This window comes from Cellulomonas sp., assembly GCF_015234515.1.
Lineage (GTDB): Bacteria > Actinomycetota > Actinomycetes > Actinomycetales > Cellulomonadaceae > Cellulomonas.
The window spans coordinates 392,444-412,571 of record NZ_JADGMY010000023.1; the positions used below are offsets into that span (position 1 = coordinate 392,444).

Genomic DNA, 20,128 nt, shown 5'->3' on the forward strand with positions numbered 1-20,128 from the left:
GGTGGTGCGTGAGAGTGCAATCCGGTCCCCGGGGTGGTGCGTGAGAGTGCAATCCGGTCCCCGGGGTGGTGCGTGAGAGTGCAATCCAGATCCCATGCGTCCCGGTGCTCGCGACTGGATTGCACTCTCGCGGGGGGAGCGGAGGACTGGATTGCCCTCTCGCGGCGAGAGGGCAATCCAGTTCCCCCTTCCCTCCGGTGCGTGAGAGTGCAATCCAGTTCCGCTGTGCGAGCGGCGCGCGCGACTGGATTGCCCTCTCGCGGGGGGGGGGTGACTGGATTGCCCTCTCGCGCGGGGGGGGAGGGGAGGGGGGAGGTCAGGAGCAGGTGGCTGTCAGGCCCTGGCCGTTGCCCGTGCCCTGGAAGCCGAACTCGGTGGACTGGCCCGCGCCCACCGACCCGTTCCACGGTGCGTTGGCGAAGCGGACCGTGCCGCTGGTGCCGCTGGCCACGGAGCTCCACGAGTTGCTGACGGCGGCACCGCCGGGGAGCGTGACGGTCGTCGTCCAGCCGCTGAGCGCCGACGCGCCTGCCGTGACCTTGACGGTCGCGACGAACCCGCCGTTCCAGGAGTTCAGCGACACGGTGGCGGTGCAGCCGCCCGGCACCGACGTGCGGGTGGGCGTCGGTGTGGGGGTCACCGTCGGCGTGGCCGTCGGGGTGACCGTGGGCGTGGCTGTCGGAGTGGCGGTGGGCGTCACCGTGGGCGTGGCCGTCGGCTCAGGACCGTCCGTGAGGACGGGCGTCGTCCAGTCGGCCCACTGCGACAGGCTGCCGGCGGCACGGCTCGAGATGCGCATCTGGCCCTGCGAGGACCCGCTGCCCAGCAGGAACTTCTGGATGTTCTGCTGCAGCGGCGTGCGCCACTCCGAGCGGTTGGCGCAGTGCGACCCGTCGGCCACGTCGGACCAGTAGGTGATGTTGCCGCCCGCGCCGAGCGCCTTGTAGATCTCGGCCCCGCCGAGCGCCGCGACGCTCGCGGACCGCGGTCCGAGGTTGGCGATGTGCGGGTTGTCCATGATGAACAGCCCGCGCGGTGCGACGAGTCCGACGAGCTGGTGCGTGTCCACCGGCAGGTTGTTCGGGTTGCCGGTGTACGAGCCGAACGCGTCGCCGAACCACGGCTGCTCGCCGTAGGCGCTGCTCAGCGACTGGGCGCCCTCGCCGGCGATGCCGCGGAAGATCGGCACGCCTGCCGTCCCCGACTCGATCGGCATCGTCAGCGCGATGCGCTGGTCGAACGCCCCCGCGACGATGGCGCCCTTGCCGAAGCGTGAGCAGCCCGTGACGCCCGTCGCGTCGGCCTTGAGGACCGAGCCGCCCGACGCCTCGATGACGTCGATGATGCGGCTCACGCCCCACGCCCACGCCATGAGCAGACCGGTCTGGCTGTTCGAGCCGTAGATGTCGTAGAACGCGCCCTGCTTGTTCGCGCGGCCGGTGCCCTCCTTGCCGACGACGTACGGGTCGAAGCTGATGACGGCGGCGCCTGAGCTGCGGATCGTGGCGGTGTCGCCGCCGAACCCGCCGTAGACGACGACCGCCGGGAACGGCCCGGTGCCGCTGGGCAGCGAGACGTTGGCCGAGAAGCTGGTGGAGCGGCCGTTCTGCGACACGTTGACCGTGATCCGGGAGCTGGTGACGCTCCCGGACACGGACGCCGGCTTGGCGGGCTTCTGCCCGTAGACGTACTGCTCCATGAGGCGCTTGGTCTGCTCGCGCTGGCAGCGCCAGTCGGCCTTGGTGGTGATCCGCGTGCCGTCGGCCCGCCGGAACGGGTCGGGCAGCCGCGAGTTCGACGCCGCGGCGGGCAGGGACGGGAACGTGCAGTCGGCGCCGACGTTCTCGACGGCCTCGACGAACGGCGCGGCCTGCGCGGGTGGGGCGTTCGGGACGTCGGCAACGACGACGGCGGCGGCGAGCGCCAACGACGTCAGGACGACCAGTGCGGGTCTGGACTTCGAGCGGCCCGTGGTTCTCACCGGGTCTCTCCCTCCGTGGGGATGGCGGGAGACGAAGGCGCCCGGACGGTCGGCATCGACGCGTCGAGCGGCACTGCTCCCAGGGTCGAGCGACACTGTGCAAACGTTTTCCACGGCGCGTCAACGTGCCTAAACCCTTATGGCTCGACGGCAACGCCGTTGCCGTCGCGGACCTCCCCGGACGGGGCGACTGCGCAGGTCCGGCCGCGGTGTCAGCCCTCCGGCTGGCCGGCGAGCAGCCACCGGATCGCGCGCGTCGCGCCGTGCCCGGCAGCCCGGGCCGCAGCGACCCGGACGCGTCCCGGACGCGGCAGCCCGAGCGTGTCCGTCGCCCACGTCGGCAGCGACTCCACGGCCGCCGCGGCCAGCGCGGTGTACCCGGGGCGCAGCGTCCACGGCACCGGCGGCTCACGCAGCAGGAACTGCGCGGCGTCGACCGCGGCCGGTGTGGCACGCAGCACGGGCCGGTACCCGTCGATGGCAGCACGCAGGCCGGCGACGGTCTCCGGCACGTCGACCGCGCCGAGTGCCCGTCCGACGCGGGCCGTCTGCGCCACGTACTCGTCGGCGCGCGCCGGGCTCAGCGGGTGCGAGCCGTAGCGGTCGTGCGCGACGAGGAAGCTCTCGATCTCGGCGACGTGCACCCAGCGCAGCAGGTCCGGGTCGTCCGCCGCGTACGCGATCCCGTCCGGGGTCACACCGCGCACCCGCGCGTGGATGGTCCGCACCGCGTCGACGGCCGCCTGCGCGTCGTCGGCCGTGCCGAAGACGGTGGTCGCCAGGAACGTGCTCGTGCCGGCGAGCCGGCCCCACGGGTCGTCGCGGAAGTCCGAGTGGCTCGCGACGCCCGCCATCGCCGCCGGGTGCAGGGACTGCAGCAGCAGCGAGCGCAGCCCGCCGACGAACATCGACGCGTCCCCGTGCACGACCCGCACCGCGGCGTCGGGCGGGAACCACCGCGGGCCCGGGCGTCCGTGGATGCGGGTCCTGCTGCGGTGCCCGTGCGGTCCGGCGACACGCAGGAAGAGCGCCTCGCCGGAGCGGGCGCGCCAGCGTCGGACCGGGTCGACGAGCGTCACCCCCCCACGGTACGGACCACCCGCCGTCGTCGTCGTCCCGAGCCCGCAGCGACCGTGATGGGGTCCCGTGGACCCGCCGCACCGCGTCGAAACGGAAAAACTGGCCCATGTCCGTGAAGAACGGACCAATGACGCGCGCTCCGATCTGTTCCGCGGAGACGCGCCGTCGGTGAGGATGGACGCCGACGCGCCCATCGACGAGGAGAACGCCATGGAGACCACCCGGACCGACCTGAACCCCGCAACGATCGCAGCGGTGCGTGCGACGGTGCCGATGCCGGAGCTCACCGCGTTCTACGACTCCGCGTACGCGCGGGTCACGGAGGCAGCCGGACGCGAGGGGTGGACGATCGCCGGACCGGCCTTCGGCTGGTACCACAGCATGCCGACGGACATGGTGGACCTCACGGCGGGGTTCGTCGTGGAGGGCGCCTCCCTGGGTGAGTCGTCCGAGGGCGTCGAGGTGTCCGAGATGCCGGGTGGAGCCGCGCTCGTGCTCATCCACACCGGGTCCTACGACGGCCTGTCCGACGCGTGGTCGCGGCTCGAGCAGGAGCGTGCCGCGCTCGGCCTCGACGGTCGCGGCGACTTCTGGGAGGAGTACGTGACCGACCCGGCGCCGGACGGCGACCCCGACCTGAACATCACCCGGCTCGTGCTGCCGCTGCGCGGCGACGCCTGACGCCGGGGTTCAGGCGGACCCGCCGGTCTTCCCCTCGAACAGCCCGATCTCGTTGCCGTCTGGGTCGACGAACGACGCCCACCAGCTCGTCTCGTCGATCGCCGTCCGGGGCAGCCGCACCTCACCGCCGAGCTGCGCGACCTGGGCCAGCACCGCGTCGATCGAGTCGACCTCGACGTAGCTGCGCGGCGAGGTGAACCCCTCGACGCGCGGCGCGAGGCCACCGCCGCTGATCTGGTTGGGAGCCGCCCACATCGGGTAGCCCTCGAAGCCGGGGATCTCCTTGATGTCCCAGCCGAAGAGCGTGCCGTAGAACTGCGACGCCGCCGTCGCGTCGCTGACGGGGATGTCGATGTGCGTGATGTCGCCGTGCGCCATGGCGGTGCCTCCCGGGCTGTCCGATCTGTCGTCTTCCAGGCTAGGGCCGGGGTCCGACACCCGCGGGGCCGAGGTCCCGATCGGGTGTCGGTGCCGGACGGCATGCTGTGCGTGCCGGCACCCACGGTGCCGGCGGCGGTGTACGTTCTGCACCGCCCGGCGCTCCTCCAGGAGGGTCGGCACCGCGACGACCAGGGGGGATGGAGGCGACCATGCCTGCGCTGCTGCGTCTGCTGCTGCCGGACCGCCCTGACGCCCGTGCCGAGCGGGTCCCTGTGCCGTGCGCCGCGCGTCCCGGGACGCCGTTCCGTCACCTCGACGGGCCGTGCCAGTGCTTCTTCGGTGGTCCGGCGCCGGAGTTCCCGCCGACGGCGGGCTCGCCGGCCTGAAGCGCCTCAGGTCGGCAGTGTCTCCGCGAACCGCACGACCCCCGCCGCGATGAGGCAGCCGACCGTACCGACGAGGGCGACGCCGGCCAGCACGAGCGTCACGACCGCGCCCGTCGTGCGGCCCTGCCGGCGCGGCGTCACGTCCGTGGGCCGGGCCGGGTCGACCCAGACGGTCCCGTCGAAGACGTACGGCTGGCCGGGTGCGCGGACGCGGAACACGTGGACCCGGGCGCGCAGCAGGCGCCCGTCCGGGGCCGGGTACTCGACGTCGGCGTACTCGCCACCGGGGCTCGGCGACTCCGACAGCAGGCGTGCCGGGACCCGCACACGCCGGACTCCCCGCGCGACGGCCAGGGCACGGAACCCGACCACGGCGAGGACGATCGCGAGGCCGAGGCCCCCGACGGCGGCGTACGCGAGGACCGAGGAGGCAGGCACGCGCACACGGTAGCGGCCGTGACCGGGCCGGCGCGTCCGCTCACGGCTGGGGCGGGTCCTCCCCGACGAGCCCGTCGATCGCCTCGCGGAACAGGTCCGCGTGGCCGAGATGACGCGCGTACTCGGCGTTGATGTCGACCAGGACGCGGCGGCGGTTGGGGCTGCCGTCGACCCACTCGATCGCAGCGGGCTGGTCGAGGCCGCCGTCGGCGGTGACCTGCGCCCACGCGTCACGCGCCCGCTCGACCGCCTCCTGCCACCACGTGTACAGCTGCGCGGGGGAGTCCTCGGCGGCGCTGCGCCAGTCGTAGCCGGGCCAGTCGTCCGCGGTGGTGTGGTGCCACGGGGTGCCGTAGCCGCCGGCGCCCAGCCAGCGGGCCACGAAGTCGTCCTCGACGAACGTCATGTGCTTGACGAGTCCGGCGAGCGTCATCTGCGACGGCGGGAACGGGCGGTGCAGCGCCTCGGCGTCGAGCCCGCCGACCTTCCACGCGAAGGTCGCGCGCGAGCGCTCGAGCATGAAGAGGGCGAGCTCGACCTCGCCGGCGTCGAGCGCGGGCTCGTGGATCGTGGTGTCCAGCTTCGGGGTCCCCTGCGGGGTGGTGTCGGTCATGGAGCGACCGTAGGTTCGGTACCGGACGATCCGCTGCCGGTTCTCCCGGTCGGTCGGTCCGCGATCCGAGGGGGCGCCGGTGACGACCAGTGACACGAGCCCGACGTCCCGCGCTCTCCTCGCCCTCGCCGAGCTGCAGGCGAGTCCGGGGACCACTGCGGCGGGCCTCGCCGCGGTGCTCGGCGTCTCGGAGCGGGCTGCGCGCCGGTACGTCGCCGTCCTGCGCGAGGCCGGGATCCCGGTGACGTCCGTGCGCGGCCCGTACGGCGGGTACCGGGTGGGGCGTGGTGTCCGGCTGCCGCCGCTGGTGTTCGGTCCCGACGAGGCGCTCGGCCTGGTCATGGCCGTGCTCGACGGCCACCACGACGTGCGGGACAGGAGCGACCCGGTCGCCTCCGCGCTCGACAAGCTGCTGCGCGCGCTCCCGGAACGGGTCGCGGCGCAGGCCACCGTCGTGCGCCGGTCCACCGCGACGGCGCCGGACCGGGCGGCCGCGCGCCCCGACCCCGTCGTCACGGCCGCCCTGGTGCAGGCGTGCGCGGACCACCGGCCCGTCCGCGTGCGCTACCGCGCCGAGTCCGGCCGCGAGTGGGACGCCGACGTCGACGCGTGGTCGGTCGTCGTCCGGCACGGCCGCTGGTACCTCGTGTGCCGGCGGCACGACGGGGACGGGGTGCGCACCTACCGCGTGGACCGGGTGCTCACGGTGCTGACGCTGCCGGGCACGGCCGCCCCCGCCCCGGACGTCGACCCGGTCGTGCTGCTCGAGGAGCACCTGGCACAGGGCTGGGAGCACGACGTCGAGGTGCTGATCGAGGCGGCGTACGAGGACGTCGCGCGCCGGCTGCCGGTCGCGCTCGGTCGTCTCGAACCTGCCGGTCCGGCGACGACGCGCCTGGTCGCGACGACGAGCAACCCCGTCTGGTATGCCCAGCAGCTCGCCGCCGTGCCCGTGCCGTTCCGCGTCGTCGGCGGGCCGGAGCTGCGGGCGTGCGTCCGGGACGTGGGTGCGCGCCTGGTCGCGGCGGGCGGCACGGACGGCTGAGGGCGCCGGCGGCCGCGGTCGACCGACCGACGGGGCCGGGGGCGCCACCCGATCGTGGCGTATCACCCCGGGTCGGAACGTCTCCTGACCTACCGACGCGGGTGTCGCGTCATGGAGGGGGTGCGCGTGTTCACACCGCTGCCGACGCACGCCGTGACCTTGACGGTGGCGTCGCCGGACCCGCCGCCGGGACCGCCGCCGGACCCGCCGAGCGGACGCGAGCAGGACGCGGCGGCGCGCCTCGCCCAGCTCGCCGACGCGCTGGCGGACGTCGTCCCGGTGCACGTGACCGCGGCGTCCGACCTCACCGGGGCACCGGACGCTCCCGTGGCGGGGACAGGGGGTGCCGCAGCCGTGGTGACGCCCCGCACCCCGGCCGAGGTCGCGTACGTCGTCCGCGCCGCCCGCGAGCACGGGGTGCCGGTCGCGGTGCCGGCCGGCCGGCACGGGGCCCCGGTGTTCGACGGTGCCCTCCTGGTCGCGACCGCCGGGCTCGACCACCTCACGATCCTGCCGGTGCTGGCGCGCGCGCACGTCGGCCCGGGGGTGCGCTGGGACGAGCTCGTCGCGGCGGCGGCGTCCTTCGGGCTCGCTCCCGTGGCCGCGCGCCCGCCGGTCGAGGTCGCGGGGGAGCTGGTCGGCACGGGCGAGCGGGCCGCGGCCGGGGCAGCCGGGCCAGGGGCGGACGGGGTCCGCGCGCTCGACGTCGTGACCGCGGACGGCGTGCTGCGGCGCGCGACACGCACCGACGACGCCGTGCTGTTCGAGGCGCTGCACGCACCGGGCGACGAGGCCGCCGGTGGCCGCACGCCAGGGGTCGTCGTGGCCATGGAGCTGGATCTCGAGGCGACCGTCCCCTAGGTGAGCCGACGACCACCGTCCCTTCACAGGATCTGCGCTGCCGGCGGGGCGGTCCCCGCGCGGAACGGCCCACGGTGAGCGGGGCTGCGCCCTACGGTGACGCCATGGACGATGCGGGCGAGACCGCCACCCCGACCGATCCCCCGACGGCGGGGCGCCAGGACCGTGTCGCCGCGGCCCCGTCGCCCGCCGGCGCCCCGACCGCGCCGGTGCTCTCCCCGGTGGAGGTGTGGCGGGCGGCGGTCGCCTCGCAGGCCGGGGGCGCCGGACCGGGAGGCGCCCTCCCGTACGCGACCGTCCCGCACGCGACCACCCCGCACGGTGCCCCGCGGCCGGGAGCCCCCGGGCGGCCCCCGAACCCGCTGCCGCCGACGCCCCTCTCGCTCACCCAGGACGCGTTCTGGGCCGCGCGCACGGTGCCCGCGCCGGCCGTGACGCTCGCCGCGTGCGCCGCGGTCGGGGTGCTCGGGGGTGCGCTGCTCGTGACCGACCGGCCCGGGCTGGGGGGCGCGCTCGTGGGTCTGGCCGTGTGGGGCGCGGCGGTGCCGACGCTCCTGCGCCGGCGCGCGTGGCAGCAGCTCGTGACGGCCGCGCTCGCGGTCGCCCTGGTGGCGATGGTCGCCTTCCGCGACGCGGGGTGGGTCGTCGCGCTGTGCGTCACGGTCGCCGCCGTCGCCGGTGCGGTGGCCGCGACGTCGGCCGTCAGCACCCCCGCCGTCGTCTTCAGCCCGTTGACCTGGGCCTTCGCCGCTCTGCGCGCCCTGCCCTGGGTACGTCACGGCGTCGGTGCGCTGATGGGTGCGCGCCGCGCCCAGATGCTCGTCGCGCTGCGCAGCGTCGCTGTCACGGTCGTCCTGCTCGTCGTGTTCGGCGCCCTGTTCGCGAGCGCGGACAGCGTCTTCGCGAGCTACCTGCCGCGGCTCGACATCGGCATCCTCCCCGCGCAGGTGCTCGTCGGTGGGCTCGTCGCGCTCCTGACGGCGTCGCTCGCGCACCTCGCGATCGCGCCGCCCGGGTGGTCGGACCACCGGATGGCCGAGCGCCGGCCCGCACGTCGCGGGGAGTGGCTGCTGCCGGTGGGGGCGCTCGCGGCGCTCGTCCTGGCGTTCGTGCTGGTGCAGGTGGGTGCCCTGGTCGACGGGCACGCCCACGTGCTCGACACGCTCGGTCTGAGCTACGCGGAGTACGCGCGCCAGGGGTTCGCGCAGCTCGTCGCGGTGACCGCACTGACACTGGTCGTCGTCGGCGTGGCCGCCCGGCGCGCACCGCGCGCGACCGCGCGGGACCGGCTCGTGTCACGCGTCGCACTGGGCGTGCTGTGCGTCGGGTCGCTCGGTGTGGTCGCCTCCGCGCTGCGGCGCATGGACCTGTACGTCGAGGCGTTCGGCCTGACGCGGCTGCGGCTGCTCGTGCTGGTCGCCGAGGTCGCGCTCGCGACCGTCCTGGTGCTGGTCATGGTCGCGGGGGTCCGGTGGCGGGGGGCGTGGCTGCCGCTGGCCGTGGTGCAGGTCGTCGCGGTCGCGATGCTCGGCCTCGCGCTGGCGGACCCGGACGCGCAGATCGTGCGGCACAACACGACCAACGAGGCCAGGGAGCGGCTGGACCTGGAGTACCTGCGCGGGCTGTCCGCGGACGCGGTGCCCGCGCTCGACGCCCTCGACGAGCCCCTGCGGTCGTGCGCGCTCCGGGGCCGGCAGGTACCGGCGGCGGCGGGCCTGGGCGACCTGAACCTGGGACGGTGGAGCGCGGCCCGCGTCCTCGAGGAGGTCACGGTCGACGACGGCGCCACGTGCACGCAGTGGTCCGGCGGTCCGCGGCCCTAACGCGGGGCCTGGTGGGGGACGAGGGCGGTGGCCGCCGCGGTGCGCAGGGCGTGGGCGACGGCGTCGAGGGCGTCCGTGCGCAGCGACCACTGCTGCCAGAGCAGCGGGACGTCGACCGCGTCGTCGCTGAGCCGGACCAGGCGGCCGGCGCGCTCGTCCTCGTCGGCCTGCTGGCCGGGAAGCATGGCCCAGCCGAACCCGAGGCGCACGGCGGCCGCGAAGTCCGCCGAGGCGGGCACGAGGTGCCGGGGCGGCCGGGCGGGGTCGACGCGTCGGCGACGCAGCCACCGGTCCTGCAGGTGGTCGTCGGTGTCGAACACGACGACGGGTGCGACGGCGAGCGCGGCGGCGCGGACCCCGTCGGCGTGCCACCGGTCACCGAACCACCGGGCCGCGAACGTGGGCGTCGCCACCGGGCGGTAGCGCATGACGCCCAGCGGCTCGACGCTGCAGCCCTGGACGGCGACGGCCTGCGAGGTCACCGCCCCCATGACGGAGCCGTCGCGCAGCAGCTCGGCCGAGCGGTCCTGGTCCTCGCGGACCAGGTGCAGGGCGACCTGCCCGGCCAGCGGCGCGAGCGCGGGCAGCACCCACGTGGTGAGCGAGTCGCCGTTGACCGCCAGGGTGACGCGCGGGACGGCGGTGTCACCGCCGAGGTGCCGGGTCGCGTCGGCGGTGAGGGCGTCGAGCTGGCGGGCGAGGCGGACCAGGGGCTCGCCGGCGGCGGTCGGGCGGACGGGCCGGTCGCGACGCAGGAGCACGGCACCGGCGGTCTGCTCGAGCGCCTTGATCCGTTGGCTGACGGCCGAAGGCGTCACGTGCAGGGCGCGCGCGGCGGCGTCGAACGTGCCGAGGTCGGCGGCGGCGGCGAGGGCGCGGAGCTGGCCGAGGTCCCAGTCGGGCATGTAGCAACGCTAATGGAGCATGACGAACTTTCGCTGGGCTGATGCGCCGGTGACGCCTAGCGTCGGTGGCATGTGGAGCTCAGCGGTGGCCGGTCTCGGTCTCGGCCTCGGTCTGATCGTCGCCATCGGCGCGCAGAACGCGCACGTCCTGCGGTACGGCCTGCGGCGCGAGCGCGTCGGCCTGGTGGTCGCGATCTGCGCGGTGTCGGACCTGGTGCTCATCGCGGTCGGGGCGGCAGGCGTCGGCACCGTCATCGCCGCGAGCCGCACGCTCACCGTCGTCATGACGCTGCTGGGCGCCGCGGTCCTGGTGGCGTACGGGGCGGCCGCCGCCCGGCGCGCGGTGCGCGGCGACGGGGCGCTCGTCGTGGAGGGCGAGGCGGGGGGTGTGACCGCCGTGACGGCCGTCGCCGCGACGACCCTCGCGCTGACCTGGCTGAACCCGCACGTGTACCTCGACACCGTGGTGCTCCTGGGGTCGCTGGCCGCGGGGCAGGGGGACGGGCGGTGGTGGTTCGCCGCCGGCGCGGGGGTGGGCAGCGTGCTGTGGTTCACGGCCCTGGGGTACGGCGCGGCGCTGCTGCGCCCGGTGTTCGCGCGCCCGGTCGCGTGGCGGGTGCTGGACGCGGTGATCGCCGTGGTGATGGTGGCCATCGCGGCGGGCCTCGTGATGGACCTCGTCGGGGCCTGACCAGCGCGGCTATGCGTTGTCGACGCAGCGTCGGTAAGATGTTGACACCGCGTCGACAAGACGTGGTCCCCGTCGAGAGGTCTGCCACCCGATGTTCCTCGCACTGCGCGAACTGGCATTCGCGCGTACCCGTTTCGGTCTGATGGGGGCCGTCGTCGCCCTCATCAGCGTGCTCATGATCCTGCTCTCAGGACTGTCGTCCGGCCTCGTGGTCGACGGCGTCTCCGGGCTGCAGCGCAGCCCCCTGGACGCCGTGGCGTTCGAGTCCGGCACCAAGACCGACTCCGCCTTCACCCGCAGCGTCGTGACGTCCGACCAGCGTGACGCCTGGGCCGCCCGGGACGACGTCGCGGACGCCGAGCTGCTCGGCACCGCGATCGTCAACGCGAAGAACGAGGACGGGACGCCGGTCGACCTCACCCTGTTCGGCGTCGAGCCCGGCGGGTTCGTCGAGCCGGCGACCGGCGAGGGCAGCGCACCGGCCGGCGACGGCGAGGTCGTGCTGTCCGTCTCCGCCCAGAGCGAGGGCATCGAGCTCGGTGACGTGCTGACGATCGACCGCATCGGCACGGAGCTGGAGGTCGTCGGGTTCACCACGGACCAGCGCACCTTCGGCCACATGGACATCGGCTTCCTGCCCCTGACCACCTGGCAGGAGATCCACTCCTCGACCGTCCCCGGCCAGCAGGCCAGCCCCGAGGCGTACGACTCGGCCAGCGTCGTCGCGCTGCGCGGCGTCGACGGCAAGCTCCCCGACCTCGCGGCCGGTGACGCGGCGGCGGGCACCAGCGCCCGCACGATCGTCGAGGCGTACGACTCGTCGCCCGGCTACACGGCCGAGATCATGACGATGCAGCTCATCCAGGCCTTCCTCTACGCCATCTCGGCACTGGTCGTCGGCGCGTTCTTCACGCTGTGGACCGTGCAGCGCACCCGCGAGCTCGCCGTCATGCGGGCCATGGGCGCCTCCACGCGCTTCCTGCTCGGCGACGGGCTGGCACAGGCGACGATCCTGCTCGTCGTGTCCGTCGGCATCGGCCTGGCCGTCGGGCTCGGGCTGGGGTCGTTGCTCGTCGGCACGGGCATGCCGTTCGAGCTGGAGAGCGGGCCCATCATGACCGGTGCGCTCCTGCTGCTCGGCCTCGGTCTGTTCGGCGCCGCCGTCGCGACCGTCCGCATCGCCCGAGTCGACCCGCTGACCGCGCTGGGAGAGAACCGATGACCACCACCACCACCCGTACCGGGCTCGCGCTGAGCGCCGTCACCCTGACCTTCGGGGACGGGGACAGCCAGGTCAACGCCCTCGACAGCGTCGAGCTCACGGTCGCCCCTGGGGAGATCGTGGCCGTCGTCGGCCCGTCCGGCGCCGGCAAGTCGAGCCTGCTGGCGGTCGCCGGCGGGCTGACCAAGCCGACCTCCGGGTCCGTCGTCGTCGGCGGCTCCGACCTGACGACCATGTCCAAGGCCGCCCTGGCGCGGTACCGCCGCGACCACGTCGGGTTCGTCTTCCAGTCCGGCAACCTCGTGCCCGCCCTGACCGCGATCGACCAGCTCCGGCTGGTCGAGAAGATCACGGGCCGCCGCGCGGTGAAGCCGCCGGAGGAGCTGCTCGCGTCCGTCGGCATGGCCGACCACGCCAAGCGCCGTCCCGGCCGGCTGTCCGGTGGCGAGCGTCAGCGTGTCGGCATCGCCCGGGCGCTCGTCGCGTCCCCGTCGGTCCTGCTGGTCGACGAGCCCACGGCGGCTCTCGACCGGCGTCGTAGCCATGAGATCGTCGAGCTGCTCGCGCGGCAGACGCACGAGTTCGGGGTGGCTACGGTGATGGTCACCCACGACCACGACGTGCTCGAGCACAGCGACCGGGTGCTGGAGATGGTGGACGGACGCCTCGGCGCCGTCTGAGACGAGCAGGAGGACGCGTGCCCCGGATCACGGCCGCAACGGTTCCCGAGCACCGCGAGGCCCAGCGCCGCGCGATCCTCGAGGCCACCCGTGAGCTGCTGACCTCCCGCCCGGACGTCGAGCCCACCTTCGCGGAGATCGCCGCGAAGGCGGGGCTCGCACGTCCGAGCATCTACCACTACTTCGCGTCGCGGGAGGAGCTGTTCCGCGCCGTCGTCGTGGACGCCCTGCCGCGCTGGCGCGAGACCATCGCGCAGGCCACGAGCGCGCACGACGACCCCGCGGCCCGCATCGGTGCCTACGCGGACGCGAACCTCACGCTCGTCGCCGACGGCGAGCACGCCGTCATCAGCGCGCTCGTGTCGTTCGACCCGCGGGCGCTCGCCGACCCGCGGATCGCCCAGATGCACGCCGAGCTGGTCGAGCCGCTCGTCGGCGCGCTGCGCGACGCGCAGGTCGCCGACCCGGAGGTCGTCGCGCAGCTCGTCAACGCCGTCGTGCAGCGGGCCGGCGCCATGATCGAGAGCGGGGCGGACGTGCCGATGGTCCGGCGTGCGGTGCGCGCGCTGCTGGGTCTGACGGTCGGGACGCCCGACGCGCGCTGATCTCCTCCACGGCACCGCAGAGCAGGACAGGCTCCGACCTCTTCCCTCGCTAGCGTGGCGCTCACGACACCTTGGGACAGGAGGCTCGACCGTGACGCAGACGACGCCCCCCGGCTACACGACCGTCGCCCCGTGGGTGGTGACCGACGACACCGGGGCCTTCCTGGACTTCGTCGTGGCGGTGTTCGGCGGCGACGAGCTCGCGCGCGTACCCGTCGAGGACGGCTCGATCGGCCACGGCGAGGTCCGCGTGGGCGACACCGTGCTGCTGGCGTTCGACCGGCGCCCCGACTGGCCGGTCCTGCCCAGCCTGCTGCGCGTGTGGGTGCCCGACGCGGACCGCGCGTTCGAGCGCGCGGTGGCTGCCGGCGCGACCGTCGTCACGGAGCTCGACGACAGCGCCTTCGGCCAGCGCGGCGGCCGGGTCCGCGACCCGTTCGGCAACATCTGGTGGGTCGTGAGCCAGGTCGAGGACGTGCCGGAGGAGGTCATGTGGCGGCGGCTGCAGGAGCCGACGTACGCGGCCGGCATGCGAATCGCCCAGGAGACGCTCGACGCCGAGCTGTCGGGGCGCGGGCACGGCCGCAGCAGCGCACCCGTCCGGACGTAGCCGGACGAACGGGGAGGGAACAGACCCGCCCTCCGACGGGGTTGCGCTCGGGTATGCGAGCCATCACCTACGACCGCTACGGCGGCAGCGACGTCCTGCAGCTCACCGACCGGCCGGAGCCGAAGGTCAGTTCCGACAGCGTCCTGGTGCGGGTCCGTGCCGCGTCCGTGAACCCGGTGGACTGGAAGATTCGCGCCGGGTACCTGGACCCGATCATCGACATCGAGTTCCCGGCGGTCCCCGGATGGGACGTGGCGGGTGTCGTCGAGCGCCCGGGACTGGACACCCCCGAGCTCGCGGCCGGCGACGAGGTCTACGGGTACGTCCGCAAGGACTGGCTGCACGGCGGGACGTTCGCGGAGCTGGTCGCCGCGCCCGTCCGGACCATCGCCCGCAAGCCCGCCTCGCTGACGTTCGAGGAGGCCGCGGCGGTGCCGCTGGCCGGGCTCACGGCGTACCAGTCGATCGAGCGCGCGGGCGTGCGCGAGGGGCAGACGGTGCTCGTGCACGCCGCGGCCGGCGGGGTCGGGCAGTTCGCCGTGCAGATCGCGCGGGCGCGCGGGGCCCGGGTCATCGGTACGGCGTCGACGCGCAAACCACGACCACCTGCGCGGCCTGGGCGTCGAGCCGGTGGAGTACGGCGACGGGCTCGCCGAGCGCGTGCCTGGGCTGGCGCCGCAGGGCGTCGACGTCGTCCTGGACTACGGCTCGGACGACCTCGTGCCGACGACGCGCGCGGTGCTGGCCGAGGGCGGCACGGTCGCGTCCGTCATCAACACCGCCGCGCGCGACGACCTCGGCGGGCACTACGTGTGGGTGCGGCCCAGCACGACGGACCTCGACGCGCTGACGCGGCTGATCGATGACGGTGCGGTGAAGGTCGACGTCGCGCAGGTCTTCGAGCTGGCGGACGCGGGGGCCGCGCACGACCTGGTCGCGGAGGGGCACGTGCGGGGGAAGGTCGTCGTGCGCGTCTGACGGCCTCGACGGCAGGCGCCTCCGTCAGTCGGTGGATCACGCGGCGGGCGCCCGCCCGCAGCATCGGAGCATGCGAGCAGCGCGCCGTGGCACGACGTCGTCGTCGCGGGGAGCCCTCGCCCGCACCGGGGGGCCGGCCGCGTGACCGGGCTGGTGCTCGTCGTGGTCTGCGCCGCCGTCGCCGGGCGCGTCGCCCGGCACCTGCGGCAGCCACCCGTGGTCGGCGTCATGCTGCTCGGCCTGCTGCTCGGGCCCCTGGCGCTCGGCTCCGTGGCTCCTGGGGTGGTCGCCGGACTGTGGCCGCCGTCGGGCGCACCGCTGCGAGCGGGTGTGGCCGAGGTCGGCACGGTCGCGCTCGTCGCGCTCCTGGGGCTGCATCTGGACGCCGGCGGCGTGGTCCGGCGCGGGTCCGCGGCGGTCGTGACTCTCCTGGGTGGTGTCGCCGCACTGGCTGCGGCCGCCGTGCTGACGGTCCTGCGCGTCCTGCTGGGCCAGGATGTCGACGTGCCGACGTCCGTCGCCGTGACCGCGTGCGCACTCGGGACGAGCGCGCTGCCGGTCCTGGGTGAGATCGTGCGCAGCCGGGGCCTGACGGACACGCCTGAGGCGCGGCTCGCGCTGGCGAGCGCCGCCCTGCTCGACGGCGCGGTCTGGCTCGTGCTAGGCGTCGTCGCGGTCTCGAGCGCGCACTCGTCGGGCCGCACCGGCGTGGGTGCGGTCCTCGCCCTGGCCGGGCTGGTCGCCGGCGGGCTCGTCGCCGCGCGCTGCGCACGGCCGTGCCTGGCACGCGTCCGCCCGGGTGCCGCCGGGGCGGTGCTCGTCCTGGTGGCGCTCGCGGCGGCCACCGCGGGGTTCGCTGCGCTCGGCCGGGCAGCAGGCACGCACGGGGTGGTCGGGGCGTTCGTGCTGGGTGCGGCCGTGCCGTGGGACGCGCTCCCCGAGCCGGTGCGCCGGGTGCTCGCGGGGCCGGTCCGGTCCGTCGTGACGCACGCGCTGCTTCCCGTGTGCTTCCTGGTCGCGGGGTTGGCCGCCCGGCCAGTGGTCGCGTCCGTCCAGTCGGTCGTCCTCGTCGTCGCGGTCGTCGCGCTCGCGGTCGCCGTGAAGGTCGCGGGCGTGCGGATGTCGGTCGGTGCGGGCGCGGTGCCGCCGGAGCAGGCCGCACGCCTCACGGCACTGCTGAACACCCGAGGCGTGACCGAGGTGCTCGTGATCGAGGCGGCGCGCGGCGCGGGGCTGCTGGACGGTGCGACGGCGACGGCCTTCCTGGTCGCTGCTGTCGTCACGACCGCGGTCACCGGGCCGTGGCTCACGAGGATCGAGCGGTCCGAGGCGCGAAAGCCGCAACACGCGGCGCGAGATGCGTCATCATAGGCTCTGTTTGCTGTGACTCCCGTCACTGGCGTGGACACTCTGTCAGCCCCTAAGACGGAGTGAAATGAGGGGAGACGAAACGTCCTCACTTGTGCTTGTATGTGACTCGCCCCACACGAGTGTGGGAGTGCCGCGAAGCTGCAGGCGGCCAGCCGGCCTGCAGCCCTCGTGGTCGCAGGCTGAAGGGGGAGCTGATGGGCGAGGACAGCGAGGCTGCGCGCGACCAAGGTGTCGTGATCCTGCACACCAAGGTGGAGCTGGTGCGGCACGGTCTCATGGCGATGCTGCAGGCGACGGGACAGCCTGTGGTGCGGATGTCCCGATGTCGGCAGGACCTCCGTGCCGTCGTCGCCTCGTGCGAGAACGCGACGGTGATCCTGGGTCTGGACGACAGCGACGTCGCGGAGACGGGCGAGCTGTCGGCGGAGTGCCGCGCCCGGGGCGCCGGGGTCCTCGTGCTCGTGCCGGGCGTCGCCGAGAACGCGCTGGACGATGTCATGAGCATCCCCTTCGACGGATACCTCCTGCAGGAAGAGCTGACCGTCGCCGACCTCGCCGCCGCCGTGGACTGCGTGAGCAACGGGCGGGTGTACCTGCCGCCGACGTTGGCGAGCAGGCTCCTGGCCAACGCCCGCTCCGGCGCAGGGGCGCGTGTGACCTACGGCCAGCTGACGCCGCGGGAGAGCGAGGTCGTCGCACTCCTGGTCGACGGCATGAGCAACAAGCAGATCGCCAAGGCGCTGCGGATATCGCAGCACGGCGTCAAGCGACTGGTCGCGAACGTCCTCGCCAAGCTCAACTGCTCCAACCGGACGTCCGCGGTCTCCGTGGCGCTGCGCGAGAACCTGGTCCAGCGGGCGGCCCCGGGAGCGGCCCCCGCGCTGCACGCCGTGCCGCGTCAGGTGGACGGCCGCCGCGCGGACGTGCCGCCCGGGGTCGCGGCGGCGGGGGTGCCGGCGGTGGCCGGCCGGTACAGCTAGTCGGTCGTCGGGCCAGCGGCAGGCGTCCGTCCGCGGTCAGCTTGCGTCGTCGGACGTCACGTCCGGGGTCGCTCCCTGCGGTGCTGCGGCGGCCACCCCGGTGGACACCAGCTGCCACACGATCTCGACGGCCTCCTCGCTGGTCATCGAGCCCCGGTAGAGCTCCTCGTGGAGGCTCACGACGAGCTTGAGAACGAGAGGGCCGTAGGTCTGCGGTGCCAGCCCGGGCCGGATGCTGCCGTCGTCGACTCCGTCGGCGAACACGGCCACGACGGGCTCGATCAGCCGCGACATCCGCTCGGTGACGACGCGGTTGGCGGCGGTGCTCAGCTCCGCCCGGTCGAGGCTCGCCCAGCCGTGCTGGTGCCCACCGCTGCCGAAGTACTCCGCGAGCGCCGCCACGCAGCCACGCAGCCGCTCGAGACCCGTGGCGCCCGACGGCGCGGCGGCGGCCTCGAGCACGTCACCGCAGCGGTCGAGCTCGCGCTGCACGTGGGCCAGCAGGGCTTCCTCGACGTCGGCGAAGTACTTGTACAGCGTCGCGCGCCCGATGCCGGCGTGCTGCGCCAGGCGCGCCATCGTGATGCGCGACGCCCCTTCGGTCGCGGCAAGCTCGACCGCCGCGTCCACGATGCGGTCCCGGTAGCGCGCCTTGTGCGCGTCCACGGCGGCCTGCCAGGCGGTACCCGCACCCTCGCTTCGAGGCATCATGCATCACTCCGAGACATCATGTCTTGACCTGTGCCTGAATGTATCGGCAGGCTATGAAGCGTAGCGGCTACGCGAAGGAGAGATGGGTACCTATGGAGATCGCCTCAGCCGTGTCAGCACGGCCCGTCGCCCCTGACGGCCCGTGCGCCGTGCTCGTCGAGGACCTGCGTCGGACGCGACGGGATCGAGAGATCCTCACCGGCGTCGACCTCGCGGTCCGCGACGGGGAGATCTACGGGTTCCTCGGCCCCAACGGGGCAGGCAAGACGACCTTGGTGCGGACGCTGTGCACGTTGCTCGCACCCACGTCCGGACGCGCCGTGGTCCTCGGGTTCGACGTCGTCACACACCCGCATGAGGTCCGCCTGCGCATCGGGGCGGCTCTGCAGGCGACCGCTCTGGACCACACGCAGACCGGTCGGGAGCTGCTGCGTCTGCAGGGTCACTTCTACGGGATGCGCCCGGCGCAGATCGATCGTCGCCTCGCCGACCTCTCGGACCTGATCGGCATCGGTGACGCCCTCGACCGACCGTCGGGCGGGTACTCCGGCGGCATGCGCCGCCGGCTCGACGTCGCGATGGCGCTCGTCCACAGCCCGGAGCTGATCTTCCTCGACGAGCCGACCACCGGCCTGGACCCCGAGAGCCGCGAGGTGCTCTGGGCGGAGATCAGCCGGCTCAACAGGGACCTCGGGGTCACGGTGTTCCTCACCACGCAGTACCTCGAGGAGGCGGACGCGCTCGCCCACCGTGTCGGGATCATCCACGGCGGGCGCGTCGTCACCGAGGGCACCCCGGAGGACCTCAAGCGAGGGCTGGGTACCGACCTCGTCGTCGCCGAGGTCGAGGGTGGCGCGCAGGTGGCGGCCGACGTGGTCGGCGCGCTCGAACTCGTCGAGGGCGTCGAGGTCCGCGGTGACGAGCTCACCGCGTCCGTCCTCGACGGCGCGCGTGCCCTGGGCCCCGTGGCAGTCGCGCTCGACGCCGCCAGGATCCCCGTGCGCAGCCTCGTCATGCGGCGACCCACGCTCGACGACGTGTTCCTCTCCATCACCGGGCGGCACATCGACGCCGCCCACCCGTCGGGCGACGCGAGGACGCCGGGCACCGACCGCATCCCGGAGGCCGTGCGATGACGACCGCACCGATCACGACCGTGTCCACGCCGCACGCCCTGCGTCCGGTGACGCCGCGACCGCCGGCGGTCGCACGGCGCGCCGGTTTCCTCCGCGACGTCATGTCCGTCGCAGGCCGCTCGCTGCGCCAGGCCCGCCGGCAGCCCGCCGAGTTCCTCGGGCCACTGTTCATCCCGGTCTTCTTCTTCGCCGTGTTCGTGGGGTCCCTCGAGGACCTGCTCGGAGGTAACGGCGTCGACGACTTCCGGGCGTTCCAGCTGCCGGTCGCGATCGTCGTCGCGACGACCGGCCTCACGCGGGCCACCGCTCTCGTCAACGACATCACGACCGGGTACTTCGACCGGCTGCTCATGGCGCCGGTCAACCGGTTGGCGCTCCTGCTGGGGCTCATGCTGACCGACCTGATGATGGTCATCGGGATGTCGGTGCCAGTGCTCGTCCTCGGCTTCGCCGTCGGGGTCGAGTTCACGACGGGCGTCCTCGGCGTGCTCGCCTTCGTCGGGATCGCCGCGGCCTGGGCGTTGGGCTACGTCGGGTGGCTCTACGCGGTCGCGCTGCGCACCGGCAACCCCACGATCACGTCGCAGGCGTTCCTCATGTTCTTCCCGTTCGTCTTCCTGACCACGACGATCGTCCCGCAGGAGCAGATGACGGGGTGGCTGTCGGCCGTGGCCGACGTCAACCCGCTGACGTACGTCTTCGCCGCCCTCCGGTCGCTGGTCACCGACGGCTGGGACGGCCCGACGCTCCTGCGTGCGTTCGTCGCGATCGGTGTGGTCGCGGTCCTGACGCACACGATGGCGCTGCGCGCGTTGCGCGGCAGGGTGTCGTCCGGCCGCGTCTGACCGCGGCGCCCGCGCCACCCGCGTGCGGGGTGCGGCTGCGCGCCCCTGCCTGCCCGACGCGCCTGTCGGGCCGCCAGGGGTAGCCGTTCGACCAGCCCCGTGGGG

The 20,128-nt window shown here is 74.2% G+C and carries 21 protein-coding genes and 1 pseudogene; 15 read left to right on the forward strand and 7 right to left on the reverse strand.

The window, feature by feature from the left end:
• Positions 1-316: 316 nt before the first annotated feature.
• Together IR158_RS10760 and IR158_RS10765 are read right to left on the reverse strand one after the other, a co-directional pair.
• Positions 317-1,981, reverse strand: a complete 1,665-nt coding sequence (locus IR158_RS10760) for a cellulose binding domain-containing protein (protein WP_291812810.1) — start codon at positions 1,979-1,981, stop codon at positions 317-319.
• 212 nt (positions 1,982-2,193) lie between these two features.
• On the reverse strand, positions 2,194-3,060 hold the full coding sequence (locus IR158_RS10765; protein WP_291812812.1) for an oxygenase MpaB family protein: 867 nt from the start codon (positions 3,058-3,060) through the stop codon (positions 2,194-2,196).
• Between the two features lie 211 nt (positions 3,061-3,271).
• Here IR158_RS10765 and IR158_RS10770 point away from each other — a divergent pair, with 211 nt between their 5' ends.
• Positions 3,272-3,742, forward strand: coding sequence for a GyrI-like domain-containing protein (locus tag IR158_RS10770; RefSeq protein ID WP_291812814.1), 471 nt, complete (start codon positions 3,272-3,274; stop codon positions 3,740-3,742).
• 9 nt (positions 3,743-3,751) lie between these two features.
• Here the strand turns inward: IR158_RS10770 and IR158_RS10775 are convergent, their stop codons facing one another.
• Positions 3,752-4,120: a VOC family protein gene (locus IR158_RS10775; RefSeq protein ID WP_291812817.1), complete on the reverse strand. Its 369-nt coding sequence runs from the start codon at positions 4,118-4,120 to the stop codon at positions 3,752-3,754.
• Between the two features lie 212 nt (positions 4,121-4,332).
• Here IR158_RS10775 and IR158_RS10780 point away from each other — a divergent pair, with 212 nt between their 5' ends.
• A complete protein-coding gene (locus tag IR158_RS10780; RefSeq protein ID WP_291812819.1) occupies positions 4,333-4,509 on the forward strand; it encodes a hypothetical protein in 177 nt (58 codons plus the stop codon).
• Positions 4,510-4,515: 6 nt separating this feature from the next.
• Here the strand turns inward: IR158_RS10780 and IR158_RS10785 are convergent, their stop codons facing one another.
• Together IR158_RS10785 and IR158_RS10790 are read right to left on the reverse strand one after the other, a co-directional pair.
• Positions 4,516-4,947 carry a hypothetical protein gene (locus tag IR158_RS10785; protein ID WP_291812820.1) on the reverse strand — a complete coding sequence of 144 codons (432 nt, stop codon included), beginning with the start codon at positions 4,945-4,947 and terminating at the stop codon, positions 4,516-4,518.
• Between the two features lie 40 nt (positions 4,948-4,987).
• Complete coding sequence (locus IR158_RS10790; RefSeq protein ID WP_291812822.1) at positions 4,988-5,560, reverse strand: DUF664 domain-containing protein; 573 nt, start codon at positions 5,558-5,560, stop codon at positions 4,988-4,990.
• 79 nt (positions 5,561-5,639) lie between these two features.
• Here IR158_RS10790 and IR158_RS10795 point away from each other — a divergent pair, with 79 nt between their 5' ends.
• The 3 genes from IR158_RS10795 (at position 5,640) to IR158_RS10805 (ending at position 9,289) form a co-directional block, all read left to right on the forward strand.
• Entirely contained in the window at positions 5,640-6,605 is a 966-nt protein-coding gene (locus IR158_RS10795; protein ID WP_291812825.1) for a WYL domain-containing protein, read from the forward strand.
• 126 nt (positions 6,606-6,731) lie between these two features.
• Positions 6,732-7,466, forward strand: coding sequence for an FAD-dependent oxidoreductase (locus IR158_RS10800; RefSeq protein WP_291812827.1), 735 nt, complete (start codon positions 6,732-6,734; stop codon positions 7,464-7,466).
• A gap of 104 nt (positions 7,467-7,570) precedes the next feature.
• Entirely contained in the window at positions 7,571-9,289 is a 1,719-nt protein-coding gene (locus IR158_RS10805) for a DUF4153 domain-containing protein (RefSeq protein WP_291812829.1), read from the forward strand.
• Here IR158_RS10805 and IR158_RS10810 read toward each other — a convergent pair.
• On the reverse strand, positions 9,286-10,194 hold the full coding sequence (locus IR158_RS10810; protein WP_291812831.1) for an ArgP/LysG family DNA-binding transcriptional regulator: 909 nt from the start codon (positions 10,192-10,194) through the stop codon (positions 9,286-9,288). The two genes, IR158_RS10805 and IR158_RS10810, sit on opposite strands and share 4 nt — an antisense overlap.
• 70 nt (positions 10,195-10,264) lie before the next feature.
• Here IR158_RS10810 and IR158_RS10815 point away from each other — a divergent pair, with 70 nt between their 5' ends.
• The 8 genes and pseudogenes from IR158_RS10815 (at position 10,265) to IR158_RS10850 (ending at position 17,331) form a co-directional block, all read left to right on the forward strand.
• Positions 10,265-10,885, forward strand: a complete 621-nt coding sequence (locus tag IR158_RS10815; protein ID WP_291812833.1) for a LysE family transporter — start codon at positions 10,265-10,267, stop codon at positions 10,883-10,885.
• A 142-nt stretch (positions 10,886-11,027) separates the two neighbouring features.
• Entirely contained in the window at positions 11,028-12,107 is a 1,080-nt protein-coding gene (locus IR158_RS10820) for an ABC transporter permease (RefSeq protein WP_291812835.1), read from the forward strand.
• Entirely contained in the window at positions 12,104-12,787 is a 684-nt protein-coding gene (locus IR158_RS10825; RefSeq protein WP_291812836.1) for an ABC transporter ATP-binding protein, read from the forward strand. The genes IR158_RS10820 and IR158_RS10825 overlap by 4 nt, the downstream gene beginning before the upstream one ends.
• A gap of 17 nt (positions 12,788-12,804) precedes the next feature.
• Positions 12,805-13,392 carry a TetR/AcrR family transcriptional regulator gene (locus IR158_RS10830; protein WP_291812838.1) on the forward strand — a complete coding sequence of 196 codons (588 nt, stop codon included), beginning with the start codon at positions 12,805-12,807 and terminating at the stop codon, positions 13,390-13,392.
• A 91-nt stretch (positions 13,393-13,483) separates the two neighbouring features.
• A complete protein-coding gene (locus IR158_RS10835; RefSeq protein ID WP_291812839.1) occupies positions 13,484-14,002 on the forward strand; it encodes a VOC family protein in 519 nt (172 codons plus the stop codon).
• Between the two features lie 53 nt (positions 14,003-14,055).
• Positions 14,056-14,980: pseudogene (locus IR158_RS10840) on the forward strand (NADP-dependent oxidoreductase).
• Positions 14,981-15,121: 141 nt separating this feature from the next.
• Entirely contained in the window at positions 15,122-16,351 is a 1,230-nt protein-coding gene (locus tag IR158_RS10845; protein WP_291812840.1) for a cation:proton antiporter, read from the forward strand.
• A gap of 194 nt (positions 16,352-16,545) precedes the next feature.
• Entirely contained in the window at positions 16,546-17,331 is a 786-nt protein-coding gene (locus IR158_RS10850; protein ID WP_291812842.1) for a response regulator transcription factor, read from the forward strand.
• Between the two features lie 36 nt (positions 17,332-17,367).
• Here IR158_RS10850 and IR158_RS10855 read toward each other — a convergent pair whose 3' ends face one another.
• Positions 17,368-18,042, reverse strand: a complete 675-nt coding sequence (locus tag IR158_RS10855) for a TetR/AcrR family transcriptional regulator (RefSeq protein WP_291812844.1) — start codon at positions 18,040-18,042, stop codon at positions 17,368-17,370.
• A gap of 92 nt (positions 18,043-18,134) precedes the next feature.
• Here IR158_RS10855 and IR158_RS10860 point away from each other — a divergent pair, with 92 nt between their 5' ends.
• Together IR158_RS10860 and IR158_RS10865 are read left to right on the forward strand one after the other, a co-directional pair.
• Complete coding sequence (locus tag IR158_RS10860) at positions 18,135-19,178, forward strand: ATP-binding cassette domain-containing protein (RefSeq protein WP_291812846.1); 1,044 nt, start codon at positions 18,135-18,137, stop codon at positions 19,176-19,178.
• Positions 19,175-20,023 (forward strand): ABC transporter permease, encoded by an 849-nt coding sequence (locus IR158_RS10865; protein ID WP_291812849.1) that lies wholly within the window; start codon positions 19,175-19,177, stop codon positions 20,021-20,023. Before IR158_RS10860 ends, IR158_RS10865 begins: the two co-directional genes overlap by 4 nt.
• The last annotated feature ends 105 nt before the right edge of the window (positions 20,024-20,128 follow it).